We start from the raw sequence: 19,533 nt of genomic DNA on the forward strand, positions 1-19,533 counted from the left end.
CTTCGAACCGATGACCCGTCCGCTTCTGCTGCTCGCCCTGCTGTCCCTGCCGCTGGCCGGCTTCGCTTCCAGCTTCGCCGGCACGTCGGCCGGTTCGGCCACGGGTGCTTCCTCCGGTTCCTCGGGCAGCAGCTCGGGTGACGACAAGGTGGTGATGGCTGCACGCGACGATGCCGCTGCGTTCGTCGCCAGCGACGGCCAGATCCGTGGCGCTCGCCTGCAGGCGGCGCTTGTCCACCTGCGTGAGCAGAGCACTGCCGCACAGCAGCAGAGCGACCTGGAACTGGCCCGCGCGCTGCTGGCGCGTTGATCCCGCCTTCGGGTAGTGCCGGCCGCTGGCCGGCAACGCCATGACATCTGCACGGAACGCAGCCACGCACGGCGTGGCTCTACTGCTGATCGCTCATGTCGCGCACGCAGCCGATCGCCTGCAGCTCGATCCTGCAGGGCTGAGCCCTGCACAGCAGCAGGTGGCGACGCAGACCCTGACCGACGTACAGTCATTGTTGCCAGATGGCCTGCTGCGCGCCCTGCCGGCGCAGGTGCAGGTGCGCTGGAGTGATGGCCTTCCCGCCGAGGTGCATGGCCGCGCCTTCGCCGGCCGCATCACGTTGCGCCGCGATCTGCTGGATGATGCCGTGCCCGGTGCGCGCCGCGCACGCCGCAGCGCGCTGGTACACGAACTGAGCCATGTTGCCGACCGTACGGCGGCGAACTGGTCGCGCAGTGTGCGCTGGCGTGATCTGGCCGGATGGCAGCGCAAGCCCTGGCATCTCGGCCGTGGCGGCAATGACTTCCGAGACCGTAGTCCCGATGCGTATGAACTGAAAGATCCGGCCGAGTACCTGGCAGTGAACGCCGAGCATTTCGTGCTCGACAGCGAGTTTGCCTGCCGGCGCCCGGCACTGGCGCAGTGGTACCAGGCCCATTTCGGAACCCCGCCATCGCTGCCGCAGTCGCACTGCGCGACCACGCTGCCGTTGCTGCAGGCTGAATCGGAAGAGGGCGCGGCGTCGTTGCTGCAACTCGACCCGGCACGCGTCTACGCGGTGGACTACCTGTTTGCCGAAGGCAGCGCGCAGCCGATGAGCCGCTGGGGCCACAGCATGCTGCGGCTGGTGATCTGCCGGCCGGGCCGTGCGCCGGGGCCGGACTGTCGACTGGACCTGGAGTACCACCGGGTGCTGTCGTTCCGTGCCTTCGTTGGTGACGTGCAGATTTCCAACTGGCGTGGCCTTACCGGTGGCTACCCGTCGCGACTGTTCGTGCTGTCGCTGCAGCAGGTGGTGGATGAGTACACCAAGGTGGAACTGCGCGGGTTGCAGTCGCTGCCGTTGCAGTTGTCGCCCGGCGAGATCGCCAGCCTGCTCGAGCGCACTGCGCAGGTGCACTGGAGCTATGACGGGCGCTATTACTTCGTCAGCAACAACTGCGCGGTGGAAACCGCCAAGCTGCTGCAGGCGGGTGTGCCGCGGCTGGGGGAGGCCGGGCTGGCCCAGCTGAGTCCGCGTGGTTTGAAGCGTCGGCTGTCGCAGCTGCATGTGCTGGACGAGCAGGTACTCACGGACCGCAATGCAGCACAGGCGCAGGGTTACTACTTCGCCTCGGCACGCGATCACTACCAGCAGTTGTTCGGCGTGGCGGCAGCCCAGCTGGCATTGCCCGCACGCGACGTACGCGGCTGGTTGAAGCTGCCCGCACAGCAGCGTGCGCTGTGGTTGCTGCAGGGCGACCTGCGCGCAAGCGCCGGCCTGCTGCTGCTGGAACAGGCTGCGCAACGCCGCGCCGAGCTGCGCGCGCGCGATGTGCTGAAACGGCGCCTGCTGGCCGCACCGGACAGTGCCGAGACCCGGGGCCTGCGCCAGTTGCTGGAGCAGGGTGGGCAATGGCTGCGCCCGGGTACGCTGCTGGCGGACGGCGGCTACGGGTTGCCGCTGGCCGATGAGCAGGCGGTGCTGGCCGAAGCGGTTGCCACCGCCAGCGCACAGGCGGTACCGGCCTGGCAGGCGCTGCGCGTACAGCTGCGTCAGCAGCTGCCGGAGAAGCAGCGCAACGAAATGGATGCGATCGACGCCAACCTCGCTGCGCTCGGTGCCCGCCTGCGGGAACAGGCCGCTGCACCGGCTACTGGCGCGGCAGTTCGATGACGAAACGGCTGCCCCCGGCACTGCCCGGCGAGCAGTAGACGCGGCCGCCGTGCGCGTCTGCGATGGCCTTGACCACCGCCAGGCCCAGCCCGCTGCCGCCGCCCTGGCGTGAGCGCGAGCCATCGGCGCGCATGAACGGGGTGAAGATGTCGGCGTGCAAGGCCGGGTCGATGCCCGGGCCCTCGTCCTCGATCGCCACCTGCACATGGCCCGGTGTGTCATGCACGGCAATCCGCACCTTGCCCGGGCTGGCATAGCGGCGCGCGTTCTCCAGCAGCGCCAGCAGCGCCTGGCGCAGGCGGGTCGGGTCGCAGTGCGCGTTGTGTTCTTCGCGGCTGGTTTCCAGCTCCAGCACGAAGCCGGCGGCGCGGAACTGGGGATCGACCAGGGTCATCACCGAATGCACTTCGGCCACCACGTCGGTACGTGCGCGGCGCACGTCCAGCCGCGCATTGTCGGACAGGCTCAGCACGCGCAGATCCTCGATCAGTCTTGACAGGCCCTCGACCTGGGCGAGCAGGCTGCGGAACTGTGATTCGTCCGGCTGGAAGACGCCCTCGGCCAGGCCCTGCAGGCGGCCGCGCAGGATCGTCACCGGCGTCCGCAGTTCATGGGCGATGGCTGCATGCCACATCGCACGCTCGCTCTCCACGTGCTGCAGCCGCCGCGCCATGGCATTGAAGTCCTCGACCAAGGTGGCCACTTCGCCCGGCGAGTTTTCCTCGACGCTGGCACGAGCACCGAGGTCGCCGCCCGCGAGCGCGCGCACGCTGTCCACCAGCGAATTCAACGGCGACAGGATGCGATGGGCAAGACGGAACGAGGCGGCGATGGCCAGCGCCAGGCCGGTCAGGATCACGCCGACCATCCATGCCAGTTCAGGGCCGGTCGGCAGCCAGCTTTCCGGTTCCTCGGTAGTGCCGGGGAAGAATTCGACCAGCACCGCATACAGCAGCCAGGACGACAGGATCATCATCACGATGACGCCGATCACCATCAACGACATCGAGACGATGATGTGGCGGCTGAGCCCGGAGCGGCGCAGGCGGGCCATCAGCGGTCGGCCATCAACCGGTAGCCGACGCCACGCACGCTGGCCGGCACGTTGACCATGCCCACTTCATCCAGCTTGCGGCGCAGCTTGCTGACATGGCTGTCGACCGTGCGCTCCAGCGCCTCGCTTTCCGGCAGGCATTCGTGCATCAGTTCACTGCGGCTGAAGATGCGGGTCGGCGCCAGCGCCATGCAGTGCAGCAGCTTGAACTCGGTGAGCGTGAGCAGCACTTCGTGGCTGTAGCCTTCGCCTTCCACGTGTACGGCGTGGGTGGCCGAGTCGATCAGCAGCGGGCCCGCCCGCAGCGCGGTCGGGGCGTCCACGCGCGAGGCGCGCAACGTACGCCGCAGCACGGCGCGCACGCGCGCCGCCACTTCGGCCGGATTGAATGGTTTGACCACGTAGTCATCAGCGCCCATGCGCAGTGCGGTCAGCTTGTCCAGGTCCTGGTCCAGTGCGGTCAGCATGATCACCGGCGTCTCGCCGCGCTGGCGCAGCTGGGTCAGCACGCTCCAGCCATCCAGCCGCGGCAGCTGCACGTCGAGCAGGACCAGGTCGGGGCGGGCACTGCGATGCAGGTCCAGTGCGCTGTGGCCGTCGGCGGCGCGCAGCGTACGCAGTCCTTCGCGTTCCAGATAGGCGGTAAGAATGTCGGCGATCTCGGCCTCATCCTCGACGATCAGGACGAGGGCGGCGAGGGCAGGGGCGGCATGCATGCAGGGGCGGGGCCTTAAGGTGCTTGCCTCCATCGTATCTCCACAGTTCCTCCATCGAAACCCCATCATCGCCACGCACACTGGGTTCTTCAGAACCTATCAGCCGCCCGCGCGGCATTGTGCACAGCAATGAGAACCTTCAGGACTCCGGTCGCGTTGATCGCGGCCCTCGCCCTGGCCATGACGGCCTGCTCCACCCCCGAAGCCACGCCCGAAGCCGCACCCCGCGTGAGCGTGGTTACCGTCGGCCCGCAGGTGGTGCAGCGTGACGACGAACTGCCTGGCCGCGTGGCCGCCGTGCGCACCGCGCAGATCCGAGCGCAGGTGGGTGGCATCGTGCAGCGCCGGCTGTTTGACCAGGGCGCGGAAGTAGACGCCGGCCAGGCCCTGTTCCAGATCGATCCGGCGGCCTTCCGTGCCGATGTCGATTCGGCACTGGCCGCGCTGCAGCGCAGTGAGGCCGCCCTGGGCCGCAGTCGCGTGCAGTCGCAGCGCCTGCATGCACTGGCCGCGGCACAGGCCGTCAGCCAGCAGCATCGCGACGATGCCAGTGCCGAGTACGAACAGGCCCGTGCCGCGGTGAATGAAGCGCGCGCGATCCTGGCCCGTCGCCAGCTCGACCTGCGCTATGCCACGGTCAGCGCGCCGATTGCCGGCCGCATCGACCAGGCGCTGGTGACCGAAGGTGCACTGGTCGGCGTGGCCGATGCCGAGCCCATGGCGGTGGTACAGCAGATCGACCAGGTCTACGTCGATGTGCGCCAGCCGGCGGCCCAGCTGGAATCGCTGCAGCGCAGTGCTGCCGGTGGTGGCGAGCTGCCGGTGACGATCATCGGTGCCGCCGGCAAGCCGCTGCCCGAGCGTGGCCAGATGCTGTTCTCCGGCATCAACGTCGATGCGCGTACCGGTGATGTGATCCTCCGCATCCTGGTCGACAACCCGCAGCGCCAGCTGCTGCCCGGCATGTATGTGCGCGCGAAAGTGCCGCGGGGTGCACCGGCCAGTGCGCTGACCGTGCCGCAGCAGGCCGTGCTGCGCAGCGCCGGTGGCCAGGCTTATGCCTGGGTGATCGGTGGCGATGGCAAGGCGGTGATCCGCACGCTGGAGGTCGACGGCAGCGTTGATCGCCAGTGGCTGGTGCGCACCGGTCTGAAGGCGGGCGAAAAGGTGGTGGTCGAGGGCCAGGAACGCCTGCAGGAAGGCGTGGTGGTCGATGCGCGCGACTGGCAGGTGCCGGTCGCCAGCGCCGGCGCGGTGCAGGCCGGCAGCAAGGGCTGAGCCTTTCCCGGGCCAGCCCCTCCAGGAAAATCCAACATGGCACGTTTCTTCATCGATCGCCCGGTGTTCGCCTGGGTGCTGGCGATCTTCATCATCCTGGCCGGCGTACTGGCGATTCCGCGCTTGGCCGTGGAGCGCTATCCGGCGGTCGCGCCGCCCAGTGTCAGCATCTATGCCAGCTACCCGGGTGCCAGCCCGCAGACGCTGAATGATGCGGTGGTCGGGCTGATCGAGCGCGAGCTGTCCAGCGTCAAGCACCTGCTGTACTTCGAATCGTCGGTGGACACCTCCGGCGAAGCCTCGATCACTGCGACCTTCAAGCCCGGTACCAACCCGGAGCTGGCGCAGGTGGACGTGCAGAACCGGATCAAGGCGATCGAGCCGCGCCTGCCGCGCAGCGTGCGCCAGAACGGCCTGTTCGTGGAGGCCGCCGATTCCGGCTTCCTGATGCTGGTCGGCCTGCGTTCGCCGGATGCCAGCGTCAGCGAGGCCGCGCTGGGCGATTTCATGGCGCGCAACATCATCGAAGAGCTGCGCCGCATCGATGGCGTCGGCCGCGTGCAGCTGTTCGGTGCCGAACAGGCGATGCGCGTTTGGCTGGACCCGACCCGGTTGACCGGCTACGGCCTGACCATGGGCGATGTGGCCACCGCCATCGAGCAGCAGAACCTGGAGATCTCGCCGGGACGCATCGGTGATTCGCCGGGTGTTCCGGGCCAGCGCATCACCGTGCCGCTCAGCGCCGATGGGCAGCTGTCCACGCCGGAGCAGTTCGCAGCCATCGTGCTGCGCGCCGGGGCAGACGGTTCACGGGTGGTGCTGGGCGATGTCGCCCGCGTCGAACTGGGCGCGCAGAGCTATGCGTGGGGCACCCGTGAGGATGGCCACCCAGCGACCGCCGCCGGGGTGCAGTTGCGTCCTGGCGCGAACGCAGTGCGCACCGCGTCGGCGGTACGCGAGCGCATGGCCGAACTGGCGCCGCTGCTGCCGCGCGGCGTGGAGTCGAGCATTCCGTTCGACACCGCACCGTTCGTCAAGATCTCGATCCAGAAGGTGGTGCAGACGCTGCTGGAGGCCATGCTGCTGGTGTTCGCGGTGATGTACCTGTTCCTGCAGAACTGGCGCTACACGCTGATCCCGGCGCTGGTCGCACCGATCGCGCTGCTCGGCACCTTCGCGGTGATGCTGGCACTGGGCTTCTCGATCAACGTGCTGACCATGTTCGGCATGGTGCTGGCGATCGGCATCATCGTCGACGACGCCATCGTGGTGGTCGAGGGCGTGGAACGGATCATGGCCGAGGAAGGCCTGCCGCCGCGCGAGGCCACCATCAAGGCGATGCGCGAGCTGACCGGTGCGGTGATCGGCATCACCCTGGTGCTGACCGCCGTGTTCATTCCGATGGCGCTGGCCAGCGGCTCGGTGGGCGCGATCTACCGCCAGTTCACCGTGGCGATGGCGGTGTCGATCCTGTTCTCGGCGCTGCTGGCATTGAGCCTGACGCCGGCGCTGTGCGCGACCCTGCTGCGCCCGAATACCCATGGACACCATGGTCGTGTCGGGCTGTTCGGTGCCTTCAATCGTGGCTTCGAGAAGATGACCGGGCGCTACCAGCGTGGCGTGGCCTCGGTGCTGCAGCGCAGTGGGCGGGTGATGGGCGTGTTCGCCGCACTGGTGGTGGCGCTGCTGCTGGGCCTGCACTGGTTGCCGGGTGCATTCCTGCCGGAAGAAGACCAGGGCTATTTCATGACATCGATCCAGCTGCCGGCCGAAGCGACGGCCGAGCGCACGCTGGCCGTGGTCGAGGCCTACGAACGGCACGTGGCCTCGCGCCCGGGCATCGGCTCCAACCAGTCGATCCTCGGCTACAGCTTCTCCGGTTCCGGCCCGAGCGCGGCGCTGACCTACACCATGCTCAAGGACTGGGGTGAGCGTGCAGGGGCCACCGCAGCCGGCGAAGTGGAGGCCGCGCAGAAGGCGATGGCCACGATTGCCGAGGGAGAGGTGATGAGCGTGATGCCGCCGGCGATCGACAGCCTGGGCCGTTCGTCCGGGTTCTCGCTCGCCCTGCAGGCGCGTACTGGGCAGAGCCAGGCCGAACTACGCGCGGCCCTGCAGCAGCTGCTGAAGCTGGCCGAGGGCAGCCCGCTGCTGTCCGAGGTGCATGCCGATGGCCTGCCGGCCGGCACCAGCGTGCGGCTGGATATCGACCGGGCCAAGGCCGAGGCGATGGGCGTGGGCTTCGAACACATCAGCAGCACGCTGTCGGCGGCAATGGGCTCGCAGTACGTCAATGATTTCCCCAACAAGGGCCGGTTGCAGCAGGTGATCCTGCAGGCCGATGCACCCCACCGGATGGAACTGGAGGACGTGCTGAAGCTGTACGTTCGCAACAGCGAAGGCGGCATGGTGGCGTTGTCCGAGCTGGTGACCCCGCACTGGACCGAGGCACCGCTGCAGCTGCAGCGCTATCTCGGTTTCCCGGCGCTGAACCTGTCCGGCGCACCGGCATCCGGTGTTTCGACCGGTCAGGCGATGGCGGAGATGGAGCGGTTGGCGGAGAAGCTGCCGTCTGGCTTCGCCCTGCAATGGACCAGCCAGTCGCTGCAGGAGCACGAATCCGGTGCGCAGGCGCCGTGGCTGTTGCTGCTGTCGATGCTGGTGGTGTTCCTGGTGCTGGCGGCGCTGTACGAGAGCTGGTCGATTCCGCTGGCGGTGATGCTGGTGGTGCCGCTGGGCCTGCTCGGCGCGGTCGCCGCCGTGTTGTTGCGCGGCATGCCCAACGACGTGTTCTTCAAGGTCGGCATGATCACGGTGATCGGGCTGTCGGCGAAGAACGCGATCCTCATCGTCGAGTTCGCACGCCAGCTGCAGCAGCAGGGCCGTGGCCTGGTCGAAGCGGCCTTGGAGGCGGCACGGCTGCGCCTGCGGCCGATCGTGATGACCTCGCTGGCGTTCGCGCTGGGCGTGGTGCCGCTGATGCTGGCGCAGGGCGCATCGAAGGAAACCCAGCAGGCGATCGGAACCGGCGTGTTCGGCGGCATGGTCAGTGCGACCGTGCTGGCGGTGTTCTTCGTGCCGGTCTTCTATGTAGTAGTGCAGGGCGCGCGGCAGTGGATCGCGCAACGCCTGCGCAGGCGCCGGCCGATGCCGGAAGGATCCGTGGATGGAACGGGACATCGTTGAAGACCTGCATGAGCGGCAGCTGGCAGCGCTGGAACAGCGCCTGCGGCAGGCATTGCTGGATGACGACCACGATGCGCTGACCGCGCTGGTATCGCCGGCCTTGTTCATGATGGATGGGCAGGGCGGGCGCATGCTCGATCTGCCCTGGCTGGGCGACTGGCTGGCCGGGAACCTGCGGGTGAGCAGCCTGCAATCGTACGCGGTGGAAACGCTGCTGTGCGGACGCCTGGCATTGTTGTCCAGTGACGTGCGCTTGTCGGTGCGCGGGCAGGGCCAGGAGCGCGAGCTGAAACTGCGCCTGCTGCGGGTCTGGACCTGCAGTTCCGGCGACAGTGGCGCACAGTTGCTGTCGATGGCGGTGCTGGCCGCGTGAGTGCGGTCAGGCCGCTTTCAGGCCCCGCTCACCGGCAGGTGGTAGGGTCGAAGATCTCTGTAGTGTCGACAAGGAGTCGAGCCATGCGTGTAGTCCCCAGTCTGTTGGCAGCCTCCCTCGGGTTGGTCCTGGCCGCGTGCCAGCCGGCACAGCCACCCGCTGCGGGCGGCACTGATGCCGCGCCGCCGGCCGCGCCCGAACCGGCTGCCAGCACCGGCGCCGGTACCGGCAGCGAGACCATGTACCGGTGTGGTGATCTGAACGTGCGCGCGACCTTCAATGGCGAGGATGCGGCGACGGTAGTGATCGGCGAACGTACCTTCGCCATGACCTCCGAGCGTGCGGCGTCGGGCGCGAAGTATGGCGATGGCCAGGGCAACAGCTTCTGGACCAAGGGCAGCGATGACGGCCTGTTGAGCCTGAAGGGCGAGGCCGATCGCGAGTGCCATGCGGTCGAAGCCACCGAAGGCGATGGCAGCGCCGGCAATGCCGCGTTCCGTGCCACCGGCAATGAACCCGGCTGGCTTGCAGTCGTTGACGGCGATGCGCCGGGCCTGCAGGTGGAAGTCGATTACGGCGAGCGCCGCTTCGATGTGGCCAAGCCCGCCGAGGGGGCCGACGGATGGAGTGGCAAGGCGTCCGACGGTACCGACGTCAAGCTCAGCTTCCAGCGCACCACCTGCCAGGACGACATGAGTGGTGAGGCGTTCGAGGCCAAGGTGAACCTGACCATCGGCACCCGCCAGTACCACGGCTGCGGCAATTTCGGCGCGAAGTAACGCCCGATTCCGCGGATCGGTGACGCCGGGCCATGCCCGGCGTGCATCGATCAGCCCCCGCAGGGCTTCAGGTCGAGATCGAAGTCCAGGTCATAGCGGCCGTTGATCCCGATCAGCGCTGCGCGGACAGCGCAGTCACCGCGATGACGCGCGACCAGATCGGTGAAGTTCTTCTCGCGGCCTTCGCAGTATTTGGCGCTGGCCTCTTCCAGTTCACGGCGACGCTCGTCGTCGTACGGCTCTTCGCCGGCAAAATGCTGGCAGGTGTTCTCGCGCGCGAGGAAGGCCTGCACGTCGGCCGGCATCGCGCAGTAGATGCGCACGTCGTCGACGTCATACACATCCTCCGGGACCGGACAGCCTGCGGCTGCACGTACCTTGTCCAGGTCCTCTTCGCCCGAGGGCTGCTCGGTAGCGGGCTCCGCTTCGGCGATGGCCTCCACGGCGGCCGGTGCCTCCACCGCTGGTGCGGCGGTCACGGCCGGTTCGGCTGGCGTGGCGTCGGCAGCATTGTCCGCTGCCTGCGGCGAACATGCCGCAAGCAGGGACAGGCAACCGATCAGCGCAAGGCGCTTAGTCGGCACGGCCAGCGAATTCGCCGGTGGCGGTGTTCACCAGCACGCGCTCGCCGTTGACGATGTACTCCGGCACCATGATTTCGATGCCGGTGTTGAGCTTGGCCGGCTTCGGGCGCTTGGTGGCGGTGCCGCCCTTCAGTTCCGGCGGGGTTTCAATCACTTCCAGCACCACCGAGGCCGGCAGCTGGATCGCCACCGGCTGCTCGTCGATCACCTGCACGTAGATGCCGGTCAGGCCGTCGGTGATGTAGCCGGCGTCGTCGCCGATCACGTCCGCGTCCAGGGTGTACGGGGTGTAGTCCTCGTCATCGAGGAACACGAACGCATCGCCGTCCTTGTACGAATAGGTGGACTGGCGGCGCAGCAGTTCGACCTCGACCAGGTTGTCGTCGGCATCGAAGCTGGCGTCGAGCTTGTTGCCGCCCGGCACGCTGTACATGATGAAGCGGAAGCGGACGTTGCCGCCGCGACCCTGCGGCGAGCTGCGCTCGATGTCGCGGATCTGGTACACGCCGTTGTTGTACTCGACGACGTTGCCCTTCTTGATGTCGTTGGCTTTCATGGTGATCTAGGTCGTTGGGGGAGGGCGCCGTCCCGGCGCCCGGGGGGAATCACTTCGGAGCGAGGCGGGTAGCGCCGTCCAGGCGGATGGTCTCGCCATTGAGGTAGGTGTTGCCGAGGATGAAGCCGACCAGGCTGGCGAAGTCTTCCGGCTTGCCCAGGCGCGACGGGAACGGGATCGACGCGGCCAGCGACTGCTGCACCGCCTCGGGCATGCCGTCGACCATCGGCGTCCAGAACACGCCTGGAGCAATCGTATTGACGCGGATGCCGAAGCGCGACAGTTCGCGCGCCATCGGCAGCGTCATCGACACCACGCCGCCCTTGCTGGCGGCATACGCGGCCTGGCCAATCTGGCCTTCATAGGCGGCGATGCTGGCGGTGTTGATGATCACGCCGCGCTCGCCGTCGATGCCGGCCTCGTTGTGCTGCATGCGGTTGGCCGCGGCCTTTGCAACGTTGAAGCTGCCGACCAGGTTGACCATCACCGTGCCCTGGAAGCCGGCCAGCGGCATCGGGCCTTCCTTGCCCAGCACGCGGCCGGCGCCGAGGATGCCGGCGCAGTTCATCGCCACGTTCAGGCCGCCGAGGAAATCGTGGGCCTGGTCGATGGCTGCCGAGACGGCCGCTTCATCGCTGACGTTGACGTTGAAGTAGCGGGCCTTGTCGGTACCCAGATCGGCGACGGCGGAGGCGCCCTTGTCGTCGTTGAGGTCGAACAGGGCCACCTTGCCGCCCTGGGCGACGAGGTGCTGGGCCACGGCCAGGCCGAGGCCGGAGACGCCGCCGGTGATCACGGCACGTACGGAAGACAGCTGCATTGCACGGTCCTGCAGGTTCGAGAACCGCCGATTCTAACGGAAGCCGCGACCGCCGCTGTTGTGCACTGCGCCGCCGCTGCAGGGCGGCGCAGTGCGGCGGTCAGCCGGCGGCGGCCAGTGCCTGGCCGGTGCGGCTGGCAGTGGCGCGGCCGAGCAGGCTGGCCAGCCAGCGGCCGGTCTCGGCCAGTGCAGGCAGGTCCACGCCGCTGTCCAGGCCCAGGCCCTGCAGCAGGTAGACCACATCCTCGCTGGCGACATTGCCGCTGGCGCCCTTGGCATACGGGCAGCCACCGGCGCCAGACACCGCGCTGTCGACCACGCGCACGCCTTCTTCCAGGCAGGTGGCGATGTTGGCGATGGCCTGGCCATAGGTGTCGTGGAAGTGCACGGCCAGTGCGGCCATCGGAATCTCGGCGGCAACCGCCTGCAGCATCGCCCGTGCCTTGCGCGGGGTGCCGACGCCGATGGTGTCGCCCAGCGAGATTTCGTAACAGCCCATCTGGTGCAGGGCACGCGCCACCCGCACCACGTCGGCCAGTGGCACCTCGCCCTGGTAGGGGCAGCCGAGCACGGTGGAGACATAGCCGCGCACGCGCACGCCATCGGCGGCGGCGCGGCGCAGGATCGGCTCAAAGCGGGCCAGCGACTCGTCGATGCCGGCATTGGTGTTGGTGCGGTTGAACGCTTCGGATGCTGCGGTGAACACCGCCACTTCCTCCACGCCCACCGCACGGGCGCGGTCGTAGCCCTGTTCGTTCGGTACCAGCACCGGGTAGTGGATGCCGGCCCGGCGCTGGATGCCGGCGTAGACCTCAGCGGCATCGGCCAGCTGCGGGATCCACTTCGGGCTGACGAAGCTGGTCGCCTCGATGCTGCGCAGGCCGGTGGCCGACAGGCGGTTGATCAGTTCGATCTTGTCCGCGGTGGACACCGACTGCTTTTCGTTCTGCAGCCCGTCACGCGGGCCGACTTCGACGATGCGGACGTAGTCGCTCATGCGGCCACCTCGCTGACGGGGCGATGGCAGACCACCTCGATGTTGTTGCCGTCGGGGTCGAGCACGAAGGCGCCGTAGTAGTCGGGGTGGTACCACGGGCGCAGGCCCGGCGCGCCGTTGTCGCGACCGCCGGCGGCGAGGGCAGCGGCATGGAAGGCGTCCACCTGGGTGCGGCTGGCGCAGGCGAAGGCCACGTGCACACCGTGGCTGGCGGTGCCGCCATTGCCGAGCCAGAAGAACGGCTTGCCCTCGCTGCCGAAGCCGATGTGGTCGTGCGCGCCGGTCTGTTCGGCGGTGACTTCCATCACCACGCCGATCTGCAGCGGCGCCAGCGCCTGCAGGAAGAAGGTCTTGCTGCGCGCCAGGTCGGCGCTGGTCAAACCAAGATGATCGAGCATGTTCAGGCTTCCGTGACCCAGTGGGGCGCGCGCTTGTCGAGGAAGGCGCCCAGGCCTTCCTGGCCCTCGGCGGACACCCGCAGGCGCGCGATCAGGGCGGCATTATCGCGATCCAGGGCATCGCGGTCATGGCTGTCACGCACCTGCCGCACCAGCTGCTTGGCGCTGGAAGAAGCGATCGGGCCGGCCTTGTCGAGCAGGGCCAGCTGGCGTTGCACGGCCTCGTCCAAGCGTTCCGGCTCGACCAGCTGGTGGACCAGGCCGATGCGCAGCGCAGTCTCGGCGTCGAAATGCTCGCCGGTGGCGAACCAGCGACGGGCCTGGCGCGGGCCGATGGCCTCGATCACGTAGGGCGAGATCACCGCCGGCAGCAGGCCGAGCCGGCTTTCGGTCAGGCCGAAGCGGGCCGCGGTGCTGGCGATGGCGATGTCGCAGCAGGCGACCAGGCCGACGCCGCCACCGAAGGCCGCGCCGTGGACCCGGGCCAGGGTCGGCTTGGGCAGCTCGTCCAGGGTGCGCATCAGCCGCGCCAGGGCCAGCGAGTCCTCGCGGTTGTCGGCCTCGCTGGCGGCGGCCATGCCACGCATCCACTGCATGTCGGCGCCGGCCGAGAAGGAGGCGCCGTGGCCGGCCACCACTACCGCGCGCACCGCGTCGTCGCGTCCGGCGGCTTCGAGGGCGGCGGTCAGCCGCGCTATCAAGCCGGCGTCAAAGGCATTGTGCAGCTCGGGCCGGTTCAGCCAGAGGGTGAGGACGGCGCCGCTGCGCTCGATCTGCAAAGCATCGTTCATGGGATTCCAGGGTCACTCCATACCTGTATGGATCATAGCGGGCCATTGGTCATGGGCCATGACGCGACGCGGGAATGTTAGAATCGAGAACCATTTACATCCAGCAGAGAATGCGCTAGATGACGCTGTCCGAACTGCCGCTGCACGCCTCGGCCGTGGTCGAGTCCGTGCAGGACCTCCATGCCAACGATGCCATCGCCCGTCGCCTGCGCGAGCTGGGTTTCGTGAAGGGCGAGGAAGTGCGCCTGGTGGCCAAGGGCCCGGTCGGTGGCGAGCCGCTGCTGGTGCAGGTCGGGTTCACCCGGTTTGCGCTGCGGATCAGTGAAGCCAAGCGCGTCGTGGTCGACGCCAACCGCCAGGAGCGTCGCGCATGACCGCTGCAACTTCTACCGCGCCCCTGCGCATTGCGCTGGTCGGTAACCCCAACAGTGGCAAGACCGCGCTGTTCAACCAGCTGACCGGCAGCCGGCAGAAGGTTGCCAACTACACCGGCGTCACCGTTGAGCGCAAGGAAGGCCGCCTGCGCGCGCCGTCCGGCCGCGAGTTCGCCGTACTCGACCTGCCCGGTGCCTACAGCCTGCACCCGGCCAGCCTGGACGAGGCGATCACCCGTGACCTGTGCCGGGGCTTCTACCCGGGCGAGGCTGCACCGGACGTGCTGCTGTGCGTGATCGACGCCACCAACCTGCGCCTGCACCTGCGCTTCGCGCTGGAACTGCGCGAGCTGGGCAAACCGATGGTGGTTGCGCTGAACATGGTCGATGCGGCCCAGCGCCGTGGCATCCAGGTGGACGTGGCCGCGCTGGAGCGCGAGCTGGGCGTGCCGGTGGTGGAAACCGTGGCGGTGCGCAAGCAGGGCGCCAAGGCCCTGGTCGAGCGCCTCGATGCGATGGTGCCGCACCTGGATGCGCCGGTGCCGGGCCCGGAAGGTGGCATCGACTACCACGCCAAGGTGCGCGAGATCCTGTCAGTGGCCGTGCGCATGCCGGCACGGACCGCCAAAGTCGACGACGCGCTGGACCGCTGGCTGCTGCACCCGGTGTTCGGCCTGATCAGCCTGGCGGTGGTGATGTTCCTGATCTTCCAGGCGGTGTATGCCTGGGCGACACCGTTGATGGACGGCATCGAGGCCGGTTTCGCCTGGCTTGGTGCCTTCGTCGGCAGCGTGCTGCCGGAAGGCCCGCTGGCCAGCCTGCTGACTGACGGCATCATCGCCGGTGTGGGTGGCGTGGTGGTGTTCCTGCCGCAGATCCTGATCCTGTTCTTCTTCATCCTGGTGCTGGAGGAATCCGGCTACCTGCCGCGTGCGGCGTTCCTGCTCGACCGCATGATGGCCGCCGCCGGCCTGTCCGGCCGCTCGTTCATCCCGCTGCTGTCCAGCTTCGCCTGCGCGGTGCCGGGCATCATGTCCACGCGCAGCATCCAGGACCCGCGTGACCGCCTGGCCACGATCCTGGTGGCGCCGTTGATGACCTGCTCGGCGCGGCTGCCCGTGTACGCGCTGCTGATCGGTGCGTTCATCCCGCAGAAGACGGTGTGGGGCGCGTTCAACCAGCAGGGCCTGGTGCTGTTCGGCCTGTATGCGGCCGGCATTCTCAGTGCACTGGCGATGTCGTGGATCATGAAGAAGTGGCGCCGCGACAAGAGCGAGCACCCGCTGATGCTGGAGCTGCCGTCGTACCGGCTGCCGCATGTGCGCGATCTGGCGGTGGGCCTGTACGAGCGCGGCATGATCTTCCTCAAGCGCGTCGGCGGCATCATCCTGGCGCTGACCATCCTGCTGTGGGTGCTGCTGTCGTTCCCGGCGGCGCCGGTCGGCGCCACCATGCCGGCCATCGATTACAGCTATGCGGGCCAGATCGGCCATGCGATGGCGGTGTTCTTCGCGCCGCTGGGCTTCAACTGGCAGATCTGCATTGCGCTGATTCCGGGCCTGGCCGCGCGCGAAGTGGCGGTGTCCTCGCTGGCGACCGTGTACGCTCTGTCCGCAGCCGATGACGATGCCGCCAGCCAGGCGCTGACCCCGCTGATCAGCGACGGCTGGTCTCTGGCCACCGCGCTGTCGCTGCTGGTCTGGTACATCTACGCCCCGATGTGCATCTCGACGCTGGCCACCATCAAACGCGAGACCAATTCGTGGAAGACGATGGCCTTCTCGGCGTTCTACCTGTTTGCTGCGGCCTACGTGGCGGCGCTGATCACCTACCAGGTGACCAAGGCGCTGGGAGGCGGCTGATGGACCGTGGACTGCTGCTGCAGTACCTGATCATCGCGGTGGCCGTGCTGGTCAGTGCCTGGGTGGTGCTGAAGAAGCAGTTTCCCGGCACCGTGCGCAAGCTGCGTGGCGCGCTTGCGCTGGCCCTGCTGAAGCCGGGCCGCGCCGCCTGGCTGCAGGCGCTGGGGCGGAAGATCGCACCGCCGGTGAGCGGAGGCGGTGGCGCCTGTGGCGGTTGCGACAGCTGCGGGCCGACGCCGCCCAAACAGCACTGAATGTGTCCTGGTAGGTGCGAACCTTGGTTCGCACACTCCTGGAGTCCATCCACGCATGGCGTGGATCTACTAGACCTCTCTGCGGATGAGCGCGCGGAAGTTCCCGTCCTGATTCAATCGCCGCACCGACTCGCGGTTTCCATGGGTTGCCGCGAAGCCCGCCACGTCGGCAAGGGCATCGAGCAGGAGGCATTTCATCCCATCGCGATTGCCGGCCTCCAGCAGATCATCCAGATCCTGCTGGATGAAGGCCCGGCGCAGGCCCGGCGTCTCTTCGATCCGCCAGTCGACATGGGGCGTGGGAATACTGGAGCGGTATCTGAAGGCGGTTTCAAGGTCGTCAGGCGCGAGGGGATACGCGAGCAGTTCTGGAAAGTAGAGCCCGGCATTCACATAGAAGCCCCGGCTTTCGCTGGCGCGTTGGTGATTGACGACAAGCAGGGCGGCATCCAGCAAGCGGTAGCGGGTCGTCGACGTGCCGGAAAAGCCGGTCTTCCTGGCGCACTTGCTGAAGACAGTCGAGGATTTCATGGGCTTTGCCTGGGCCGTAAGAAGTGCCTACAGCCTTGAGGCGCGGTGCCTGGCGGTCAATTGGCAAACGCGACACATGGAACGTGGCCGGCATTTCATCCACGCATGGCGTGGATCTACCTGGCGCGTGAACCCAGCTCTGCTGCCAGCGCCAGCCACTTGCTGCGTTGTGCTGGGGTACTGCTGCGCACCGCACCGAGACGGCTGACCCGCACAGGGCGGATGCCGCAGAATTCCAGGAGGGGGGCGCGGATCTGGGTGATGCCCGGGTCGCGGTAGATCCAGCGGTAGTACCAGGGCGGCGTATCCAGCGTGGTGATCACCCGCGCGCTGCGCCCGGCCAGCAGCCGGTCCCACCACACCGAATCGCGCCGGTAGCGGAAGGCGTACCCCGGCAACAGCACGCGGTCGAAGAAGCCCTTCAGCAGGGCCGGCATCGCGCCCCACCAGGTGGGGTAGACCAGGACCAGATGATCGCAGGCTTCAATCGCATCGGCGGCATCCTGCAGATCGGCTTCCAGTGGCTGGATCTGGCGGTAGCCGTGTTGCAGCACCGGGTCGAATTCAAGGTCGCCCAGTGCGATCAGGCGCACCCGGTGGCCGGCGTTCTCGGCGGCCGTGGCATAGCGCTGGGCGAGCGCGCCGCACAGGCTGTCGCGGTCGGGATGGCCGAGCAGGATCAGGATGGAACGGGACACGGCAACCTCGGGCGATGGAAAGTGCGCGAGGCTGCGGTCTGCCCCAAGGGCAGAGTCAAGCCTGGGTCGTGCAGCCGCTGGGTTCCAGCACGCAGTCATTGCTGCCGGAGAGCAGCCACTGCTGCAGTTCGTCGCTGACCTGCTGCAGGTCGAGCTCGACCTGCGCCAGCCGTGCCCGCTCGCTGGCAATGCGGCTGCGCTGCTGCTCAAGCAGGGTCAGCACTGCCTGCCAGTCGAGCCGCCCGTCGCGGCCCTGCAGGCGCGAGATTGCCGCCAGCGTGATACCCAGCCCCAGCGCCTGGCGGATCAGCTGCACCCAGGCCACGTCCTGTTCGCTGTAGTCGCGGTAGCGGTTCAGTCGTGGCACCGGCGGCAGCAGGCCGCGCGCCTCGTACAGTCGGATGGCCTTGGCGCTGGCACCGGTCAGGCGGCTGACCTCGGAGATGCGCATCGGCTCAGTCCCGCACCAGTCCGCCATCCACCACCAGGTTCTGGCCGGTCACCGCGCGTGACCACGGGCTGGCGAAGAACAGCGCGGCATCGGCGAATTCGGTCGGGGTGGTGACGCTGCGCAGTGGGGTGTTGGCGGCGATGTAGTCGAATACTGCTTCGGGTGTGGCGGCGCTGGCATCGGTGGTGCGCAGCAGGCCGCCGGACAGCATGTTGACGGTGATGCCGTGCGGGCCGAGGTCGCCGGCCAGGGTGCGGGTCAGCGACAGCAGCGCGGCCTTGGCAGCGGTGTAGTCGTGGTAGGGCACCACCGGGTTCTGGAACAGGTTGGTGCCGATGTTGATGACGCGACCGAAACGGCGCGCCTGCATCCCGGGCAGGGCGGCCTGCACGGTGTTCAACGCACCGCGCACACTGCCCTCGAACTGGGCCTGGAAGGCCGGCCAGCCGATGTCGGCAGCGCTGTCGCGGGCGTCGCCATTGAACGAGAAGGCGGCCAGCGCGTTGTTGACCACGGTGGTGACGCCCTGACCGAAGTGCGCCAGCGCGTGCTGCAGCATTGCATCCACCTGGGCGCGGTCGGTGACGTCGGCCGGCAGCGCGATCGCCTGTCCGCCCAGCTCAGTGGCCAGCGTACGTGCGGCGGCTTCGCTGCGGTGGTAGTTGATGATGACGCGGGCGCCCTGGGCGGCGAAGGCGCGGGCGATGTGCTTGCCAAGGCCGCGGCCGGCGCCGGTGACCAGCACCAGCTGTTCGCTGATCTGCATGGTGGAACTGCCATCCATTGCATGAAAGGGCATGCAGCGTAGCAGCGATGGCGCTTGCCGGAGCGGGTGTGCTGCCGCTAGCCTGCGGGCATGAACCAGACTCCCCTGCGATTGCTCATTCATGGCGCTTCCGGGCGCATGGGCCAGGCCCTGCTGCGGCTGGCCGCCGAACATCCCGATACCCTGCAGATCGTGGCTGCAGTGACCGGCCGTGCGCCGGCCCAGCGCGTGGTCGACGGCGTGCCGTTCTTCGCGGCCAGCGAACTGCCCGGTGCGCCGGTGTTCGACGTAGCGATCGACTTCAGCCTGCCAGAGGGCTTCGATCCGATGCTGGCGCTGTGCGTGGAGCGGGGTGCGGGCCTGGTGTCGGGCACCACCGGCATCTCCAGCGCGCAGCGCCAGGCGTTGGAGGCCGCGGCGTCGTCCATCCCGCTGGTCTGGGCGTCGAATTTCAGCCTGGGCGTGGCGGTACTGGACGAGCTGGTCGAGCGCGCGGCGCAGGCGCTGGCCGGCTGGGACTGTGACATCGTCGAATCGCACCACACGCAGAAGAAGGACGCGCCGTCGGGCACCGCGCTGACCCTGGGCGCGGCCGCGCAGCGGGGCGGGGCGGAGCCGCATTACGCCAGCCTGCGTGCCGGTGACATCGTCGGCGAGCATCTGGTGCAGTTCACCGGCCTGGGTGAGCGCATCGAGCTGGTGCACCGGGCCACCAACCGCGACATCTTCGCCCGCGGCGCCCTGTTTGCCGCCCGCCAGCTGCAGGGCCGCGCCCCGGGCAGCTACCGGGTGCGGGACCTGCTGCAGTAGGGCGGTAGTGCCGGCCGCTGGCCGGCAGCTTGCGGGCGCCCGATGGTGTGGAGATTGCCGGCCAGCGGCCGGCACTACCAGGCGCCTGATGGCATGCAGATTGCCGGC

At 68.2% G+C, this 19,533-nt stretch carries 22 protein-coding genes; 10 read left to right on the forward strand and 12 right to left on the reverse strand.

The genetic code is table 11. The annotated features are described in order from the left end of the window. Window positions 1–10: 10 nt before the first annotated feature. Entirely contained in the window at window positions 11–310 is a 300-nt protein-coding gene (locus tag ACZK45_RS09630; RefSeq protein ID WP_125895394.1) for a DUF2388 domain-containing protein, read from the forward strand. Between the two features lie 40 nt (window positions 311–350). Next, complete coding sequence (locus tag ACZK45_RS09635) at window positions 351–2,147, forward strand: DUF7844 domain-containing protein (RefSeq protein ID WP_478445771.1); 1,797 nt, start codon at window positions 351–353, stop codon at window positions 2,145–2,147. Here ACZK45_RS09635 and ACZK45_RS09640 read toward each other — a convergent pair. Further along, window positions 2,125–3,201: an ATP-binding protein gene (locus ACZK45_RS09640; protein ID WP_125895392.1), complete on the reverse strand. Its 1,077-nt coding sequence runs from the start codon at window positions 3,199–3,201 to the stop codon at window positions 2,125–2,127. The two genes, ACZK45_RS09635 and ACZK45_RS09640, sit on opposite strands and share 23 nt — an antisense overlap. Continuing rightward, a complete protein-coding gene (locus ACZK45_RS09645) occupies window positions 3,201–3,917 on the reverse strand; it encodes a response regulator (RefSeq protein ID WP_020424480.1) in 717 nt (238 codons plus the stop codon). The genes ACZK45_RS09640 and ACZK45_RS09645 overlap by 1 nt, the downstream gene beginning before the upstream one ends. Window positions 3,918–4,046: 129 nt before the next feature. Between ACZK45_RS09645 and ACZK45_RS09650 the strand changes: the two genes are divergently transcribed. From ACZK45_RS09650 to ACZK45_RS09665, 4 genes are all read left to right on the forward strand, one after another. Further along, the gene (locus ACZK45_RS09650) at window positions 4,047–5,195 is read left to right on the forward strand and encodes an efflux RND transporter periplasmic adaptor subunit (RefSeq protein ID WP_125895391.1); all 1,149 of its coding nucleotides are present in this window, start codon (window positions 4,047–4,049) and stop codon (window positions 5,193–5,195) included. 36 nt (window positions 5,196–5,231) lie between these two features. Then, entirely contained in the window at window positions 5,232–8,381 is a 3,150-nt protein-coding gene (locus tag ACZK45_RS09655; protein WP_478445772.1) for a multidrug efflux RND transporter permease subunit, read from the forward strand. Next, complete coding sequence (locus ACZK45_RS09660) at window positions 8,362–8,754, forward strand: nuclear transport factor 2 family protein (RefSeq protein WP_032128783.1); 393 nt, start codon at window positions 8,362–8,364, stop codon at window positions 8,752–8,754. Before ACZK45_RS09655 ends, ACZK45_RS09660 begins: the two co-directional genes overlap by 20 nt. A gap of 83 nt (window positions 8,755–8,837) precedes the next feature. Then, complete coding sequence (locus tag ACZK45_RS09665; protein WP_253144500.1) at window positions 8,838–9,533, forward strand: COG3650 family protein; 696 nt, start codon at window positions 8,838–8,840, stop codon at window positions 9,531–9,533. 50 nt (window positions 9,534–9,583) lie between these two features. Here the strand turns inward: ACZK45_RS09665 and ACZK45_RS09670 are convergent, their stop codons facing one another. The 6 genes from ACZK45_RS09670 to ACZK45_RS09695 form a co-directional block, all read right to left on the reverse strand. Beyond that, window positions 9,584–10,117: a hypothetical protein gene (locus ACZK45_RS09670; RefSeq protein WP_049400134.1), complete on the reverse strand. Its 534-nt coding sequence runs from the start codon at window positions 10,115–10,117 to the stop codon at window positions 9,584–9,586. Further along, complete coding sequence (yeiP, locus tag ACZK45_RS09675) at window positions 10,107–10,673, reverse strand: elongation factor P-like protein YeiP (RefSeq protein ID WP_005409468.1); 567 nt, start codon at window positions 10,671–10,673, stop codon at window positions 10,107–10,109. The genes ACZK45_RS09670 and yeiP overlap by 11 nt, the downstream gene beginning before the upstream one ends. Window positions 10,674–10,722: 49 nt before the next feature. Next, window positions 10,723–11,493, reverse strand: a complete 771-nt coding sequence (locus ACZK45_RS09680; protein ID WP_478445773.1) for an SDR family oxidoreductase — start codon at window positions 11,491–11,493, stop codon at window positions 10,723–10,725. A 100-nt stretch (window positions 11,494–11,593) separates the two neighbouring features. Further along, window positions 11,594–12,490 carry a hydroxymethylglutaryl-CoA lyase gene (locus ACZK45_RS09685; RefSeq protein ID WP_125895386.1) on the reverse strand — a complete coding sequence of 299 codons (897 nt, stop codon included), beginning with the start codon at window positions 12,488–12,490 and terminating at the stop codon, window positions 11,594–11,596. After that, window positions 12,487–12,888: a VOC family protein gene (locus ACZK45_RS09690; protein ID WP_180837625.1), complete on the reverse strand. Its 402-nt coding sequence runs from the start codon at window positions 12,886–12,888 to the stop codon at window positions 12,487–12,489. Before ACZK45_RS09690 ends, ACZK45_RS09685 begins: the two co-directional genes overlap by 4 nt. A gap of 2 nt (window positions 12,889–12,890) precedes the next feature. After that, a complete protein-coding gene (locus ACZK45_RS09695; RefSeq protein ID WP_107432688.1) occupies window positions 12,891–13,679 on the reverse strand; it encodes an enoyl-CoA hydratase-related protein in 789 nt (262 codons plus the stop codon). Between the two features lie 119 nt (window positions 13,680–13,798). Between ACZK45_RS09695 and ACZK45_RS09700 the strand changes: the two genes are divergently transcribed. The 3 genes from ACZK45_RS09700 to ACZK45_RS09710 are packed head-to-tail and all read left to right on the forward strand — an operon-like array spanning window position 13,799 to window position 16,169. Further along, a complete protein-coding gene (locus tag ACZK45_RS09700) occupies window positions 13,799–14,053 on the forward strand; it encodes a FeoA family protein (RefSeq protein WP_032128790.1) in 255 nt (84 codons plus the stop codon). Then, a complete protein-coding gene (gene feoB / locus ACZK45_RS09705) occupies window positions 14,050–15,915 on the forward strand; it encodes a ferrous iron transporter B (RefSeq protein ID WP_180837624.1) in 1,866 nt (621 codons plus the stop codon). The genes ACZK45_RS09700 and feoB overlap by 4 nt, the downstream gene beginning before the upstream one ends. Continuing rightward, window positions 15,915–16,169, forward strand: a complete 255-nt coding sequence (locus ACZK45_RS09710) for a DUF6587 family protein (RefSeq protein WP_049400125.1) — start codon at window positions 15,915–15,917, stop codon at window positions 16,167–16,169. The genes feoB and ACZK45_RS09710 overlap by 1 nt, the downstream gene beginning before the upstream one ends. A 69-nt stretch (window positions 16,170–16,238) precedes the next feature. Here ACZK45_RS09710 and ACZK45_RS09715 read toward each other — a convergent pair whose 3' ends face one another. The 4 genes from ACZK45_RS09715 to ACZK45_RS09730 form a co-directional block, all read right to left on the reverse strand. Next, a complete protein-coding gene (locus tag ACZK45_RS09715; RefSeq protein WP_180837622.1) occupies window positions 16,239–16,700 on the reverse strand; it encodes a DUF4304 domain-containing protein in 462 nt (153 codons plus the stop codon). A gap of 116 nt (window positions 16,701–16,816) precedes the next feature. Beyond that, the gene (locus tag ACZK45_RS09720) at window positions 16,817–17,398 is read right to left on the reverse strand and encodes an NAD(P)H-dependent oxidoreductase (RefSeq protein WP_478445774.1); all 582 of its coding nucleotides are present in this window, start codon (window positions 17,396–17,398) and stop codon (window positions 16,817–16,819) included. Window positions 17,399–17,453: 55 nt separating this feature from the next. After that, entirely contained in the window at window positions 17,454–17,849 is a 396-nt protein-coding gene (locus ACZK45_RS09725; RefSeq protein ID WP_032128795.1) for a MerR family transcriptional regulator, read from the reverse strand. 4 nt (window positions 17,850–17,853) lie between these two features. Beyond that, on the reverse strand, window positions 17,854–18,615 hold the full coding sequence (locus ACZK45_RS09730) for a 3-oxoacyl-ACP reductase (protein WP_478445775.1): 762 nt from the start codon (window positions 18,613–18,615) through the stop codon (window positions 17,854–17,856). A 138-nt stretch (window positions 18,616–18,753) separates the two neighbouring features. Between ACZK45_RS09730 and ACZK45_RS09735 the strand changes: the two genes are divergently transcribed. After that, window positions 18,754–19,425 (forward strand): 4-hydroxy-tetrahydrodipicolinate reductase, encoded by a 672-nt coding sequence (locus ACZK45_RS09735; RefSeq protein ID WP_478445879.1) that lies wholly within the window; start codon window positions 18,754–18,756, stop codon window positions 19,423–19,425. The last annotated feature ends 108 nt before the right edge of the window (window positions 19,426–19,533 follow it).

The organism is Stenotrophomonas sp. 63632_Sma (genome assembly GCF_056482875.1).

What these genes read in the sequence shown, in the direction of transcription:
- ACZK45_RS09655 (WP_478445772.1), top strand. Translation starts at nt 5,232, where the DNA reads ATGGCACGTTTCTTCATCGATCGCCCGGTGTTCGCCTGGGTGCTGGCG.
- ACZK45_RS09695 (WP_107432688.1), bottom strand. Translation starts at nt 13,679, where the DNA reads ATGAACGATGCTTTGCAGATCGAGCGCAGCGGCGCCGTCCTCACCCTC.
- yeiP (WP_005409468.1), bottom strand. Translation starts at nt 10,673, where the DNA reads ATGAAAGCCAACGACATCAAGAAGGGCAACGTCGTCGAGTACAACAAC.
- ACZK45_RS09630 (WP_125895394.1), top strand. Translation starts at nt 11, where the DNA reads ATGACCCGTCCGCTTCTGCTGCTCGCCCTGCTGTCCCTGCCGCTGGCC.
- ACZK45_RS09650 (WP_125895391.1), top strand. Translation starts at nt 4,047, where the DNA reads ATGAGAACCTTCAGGACTCCGGTCGCGTTGATCGCGGCCCTCGCCCTG.
- ACZK45_RS09730 (WP_478445775.1), bottom strand. Translation starts at nt 18,615, where the DNA reads ATGCAGATCAGCGAACAGCTGGTGCTGGTCACCGGCGCCGGCCGCGGC.
- ACZK45_RS09725 (WP_032128795.1), bottom strand. Translation starts at nt 17,849, where the DNA reads ATGCGCATCTCCGAGGTCAGCCGCCTGACCGGTGCCAGCGCCAAGGCC.
- ACZK45_RS09660 (WP_032128783.1), top strand. Translation starts at nt 8,362, where the DNA reads ATGGAACGGGACATCGTTGAAGACCTGCATGAGCGGCAGCTGGCAGCG.
- ACZK45_RS09700 (WP_032128790.1), top strand. Translation starts at nt 13,799, where the DNA reads ATGACGCTGTCCGAACTGCCGCTGCACGCCTCGGCCGTGGTCGAGTCC.
- ACZK45_RS09735 (WP_478445879.1), top strand. Translation starts at nt 18,754, where the DNA reads ATGGGCCAGGCCCTGCTGCGGCTGGCCGCCGAACATCCCGATACCCTG.
- feoB (WP_180837624.1), top strand. Translation starts at nt 14,050, where the DNA reads ATGACCGCTGCAACTTCTACCGCGCCCCTGCGCATTGCGCTGGTCGGT.
- ACZK45_RS09640 (WP_125895392.1), bottom strand. Translation starts at nt 3,201, where the DNA reads ATGGCCCGCCTGCGCCGCTCCGGGCTCAGCCGCCACATCATCGTCTCG.
- ACZK45_RS09715 (WP_180837622.1), bottom strand. Translation starts at nt 16,700, where the DNA reads ATGAAATCCTCGACTGTCTTCAGCAAGTGCGCCAGGAAGACCGGCTTT.
- ACZK45_RS09645 (WP_020424480.1), bottom strand. Translation starts at nt 3,917, where the DNA reads ATGCATGCCGCCCCTGCCCTCGCCGCCCTCGTCCTGATCGTCGAGGAT.
- ACZK45_RS09680 (WP_478445773.1), bottom strand. Translation starts at nt 11,493, where the DNA reads ATGCAGCTGTCTTCCGTACGTGCCGTGATCACCGGCGGCGTCTCCGGC.
- ACZK45_RS09635 (WP_478445771.1), top strand. Translation starts at nt 351, where the DNA reads ATGACATCTGCACGGAACGCAGCCACGCACGGCGTGGCTCTACTGCTG.
- ACZK45_RS09710 (WP_049400125.1), top strand. Translation starts at nt 15,915, where the DNA reads ATGGACCGTGGACTGCTGCTGCAGTACCTGATCATCGCGGTGGCCGTG.
- ACZK45_RS09685 (WP_125895386.1), bottom strand. Translation starts at nt 12,490, where the DNA reads ATGAGCGACTACGTCCGCATCGTCGAAGTCGGCCCGCGTGACGGGCTG.
- ACZK45_RS09665 (WP_253144500.1), top strand. Translation starts at nt 8,838, where the DNA reads ATGCGTGTAGTCCCCAGTCTGTTGGCAGCCTCCCTCGGGTTGGTCCTG.
- ACZK45_RS09690 (WP_180837625.1), bottom strand. Translation starts at nt 12,888, where the DNA reads ATGCTCGATCATCTTGGTTTGACCAGCGCCGACCTGGCGCGCAGCAAG.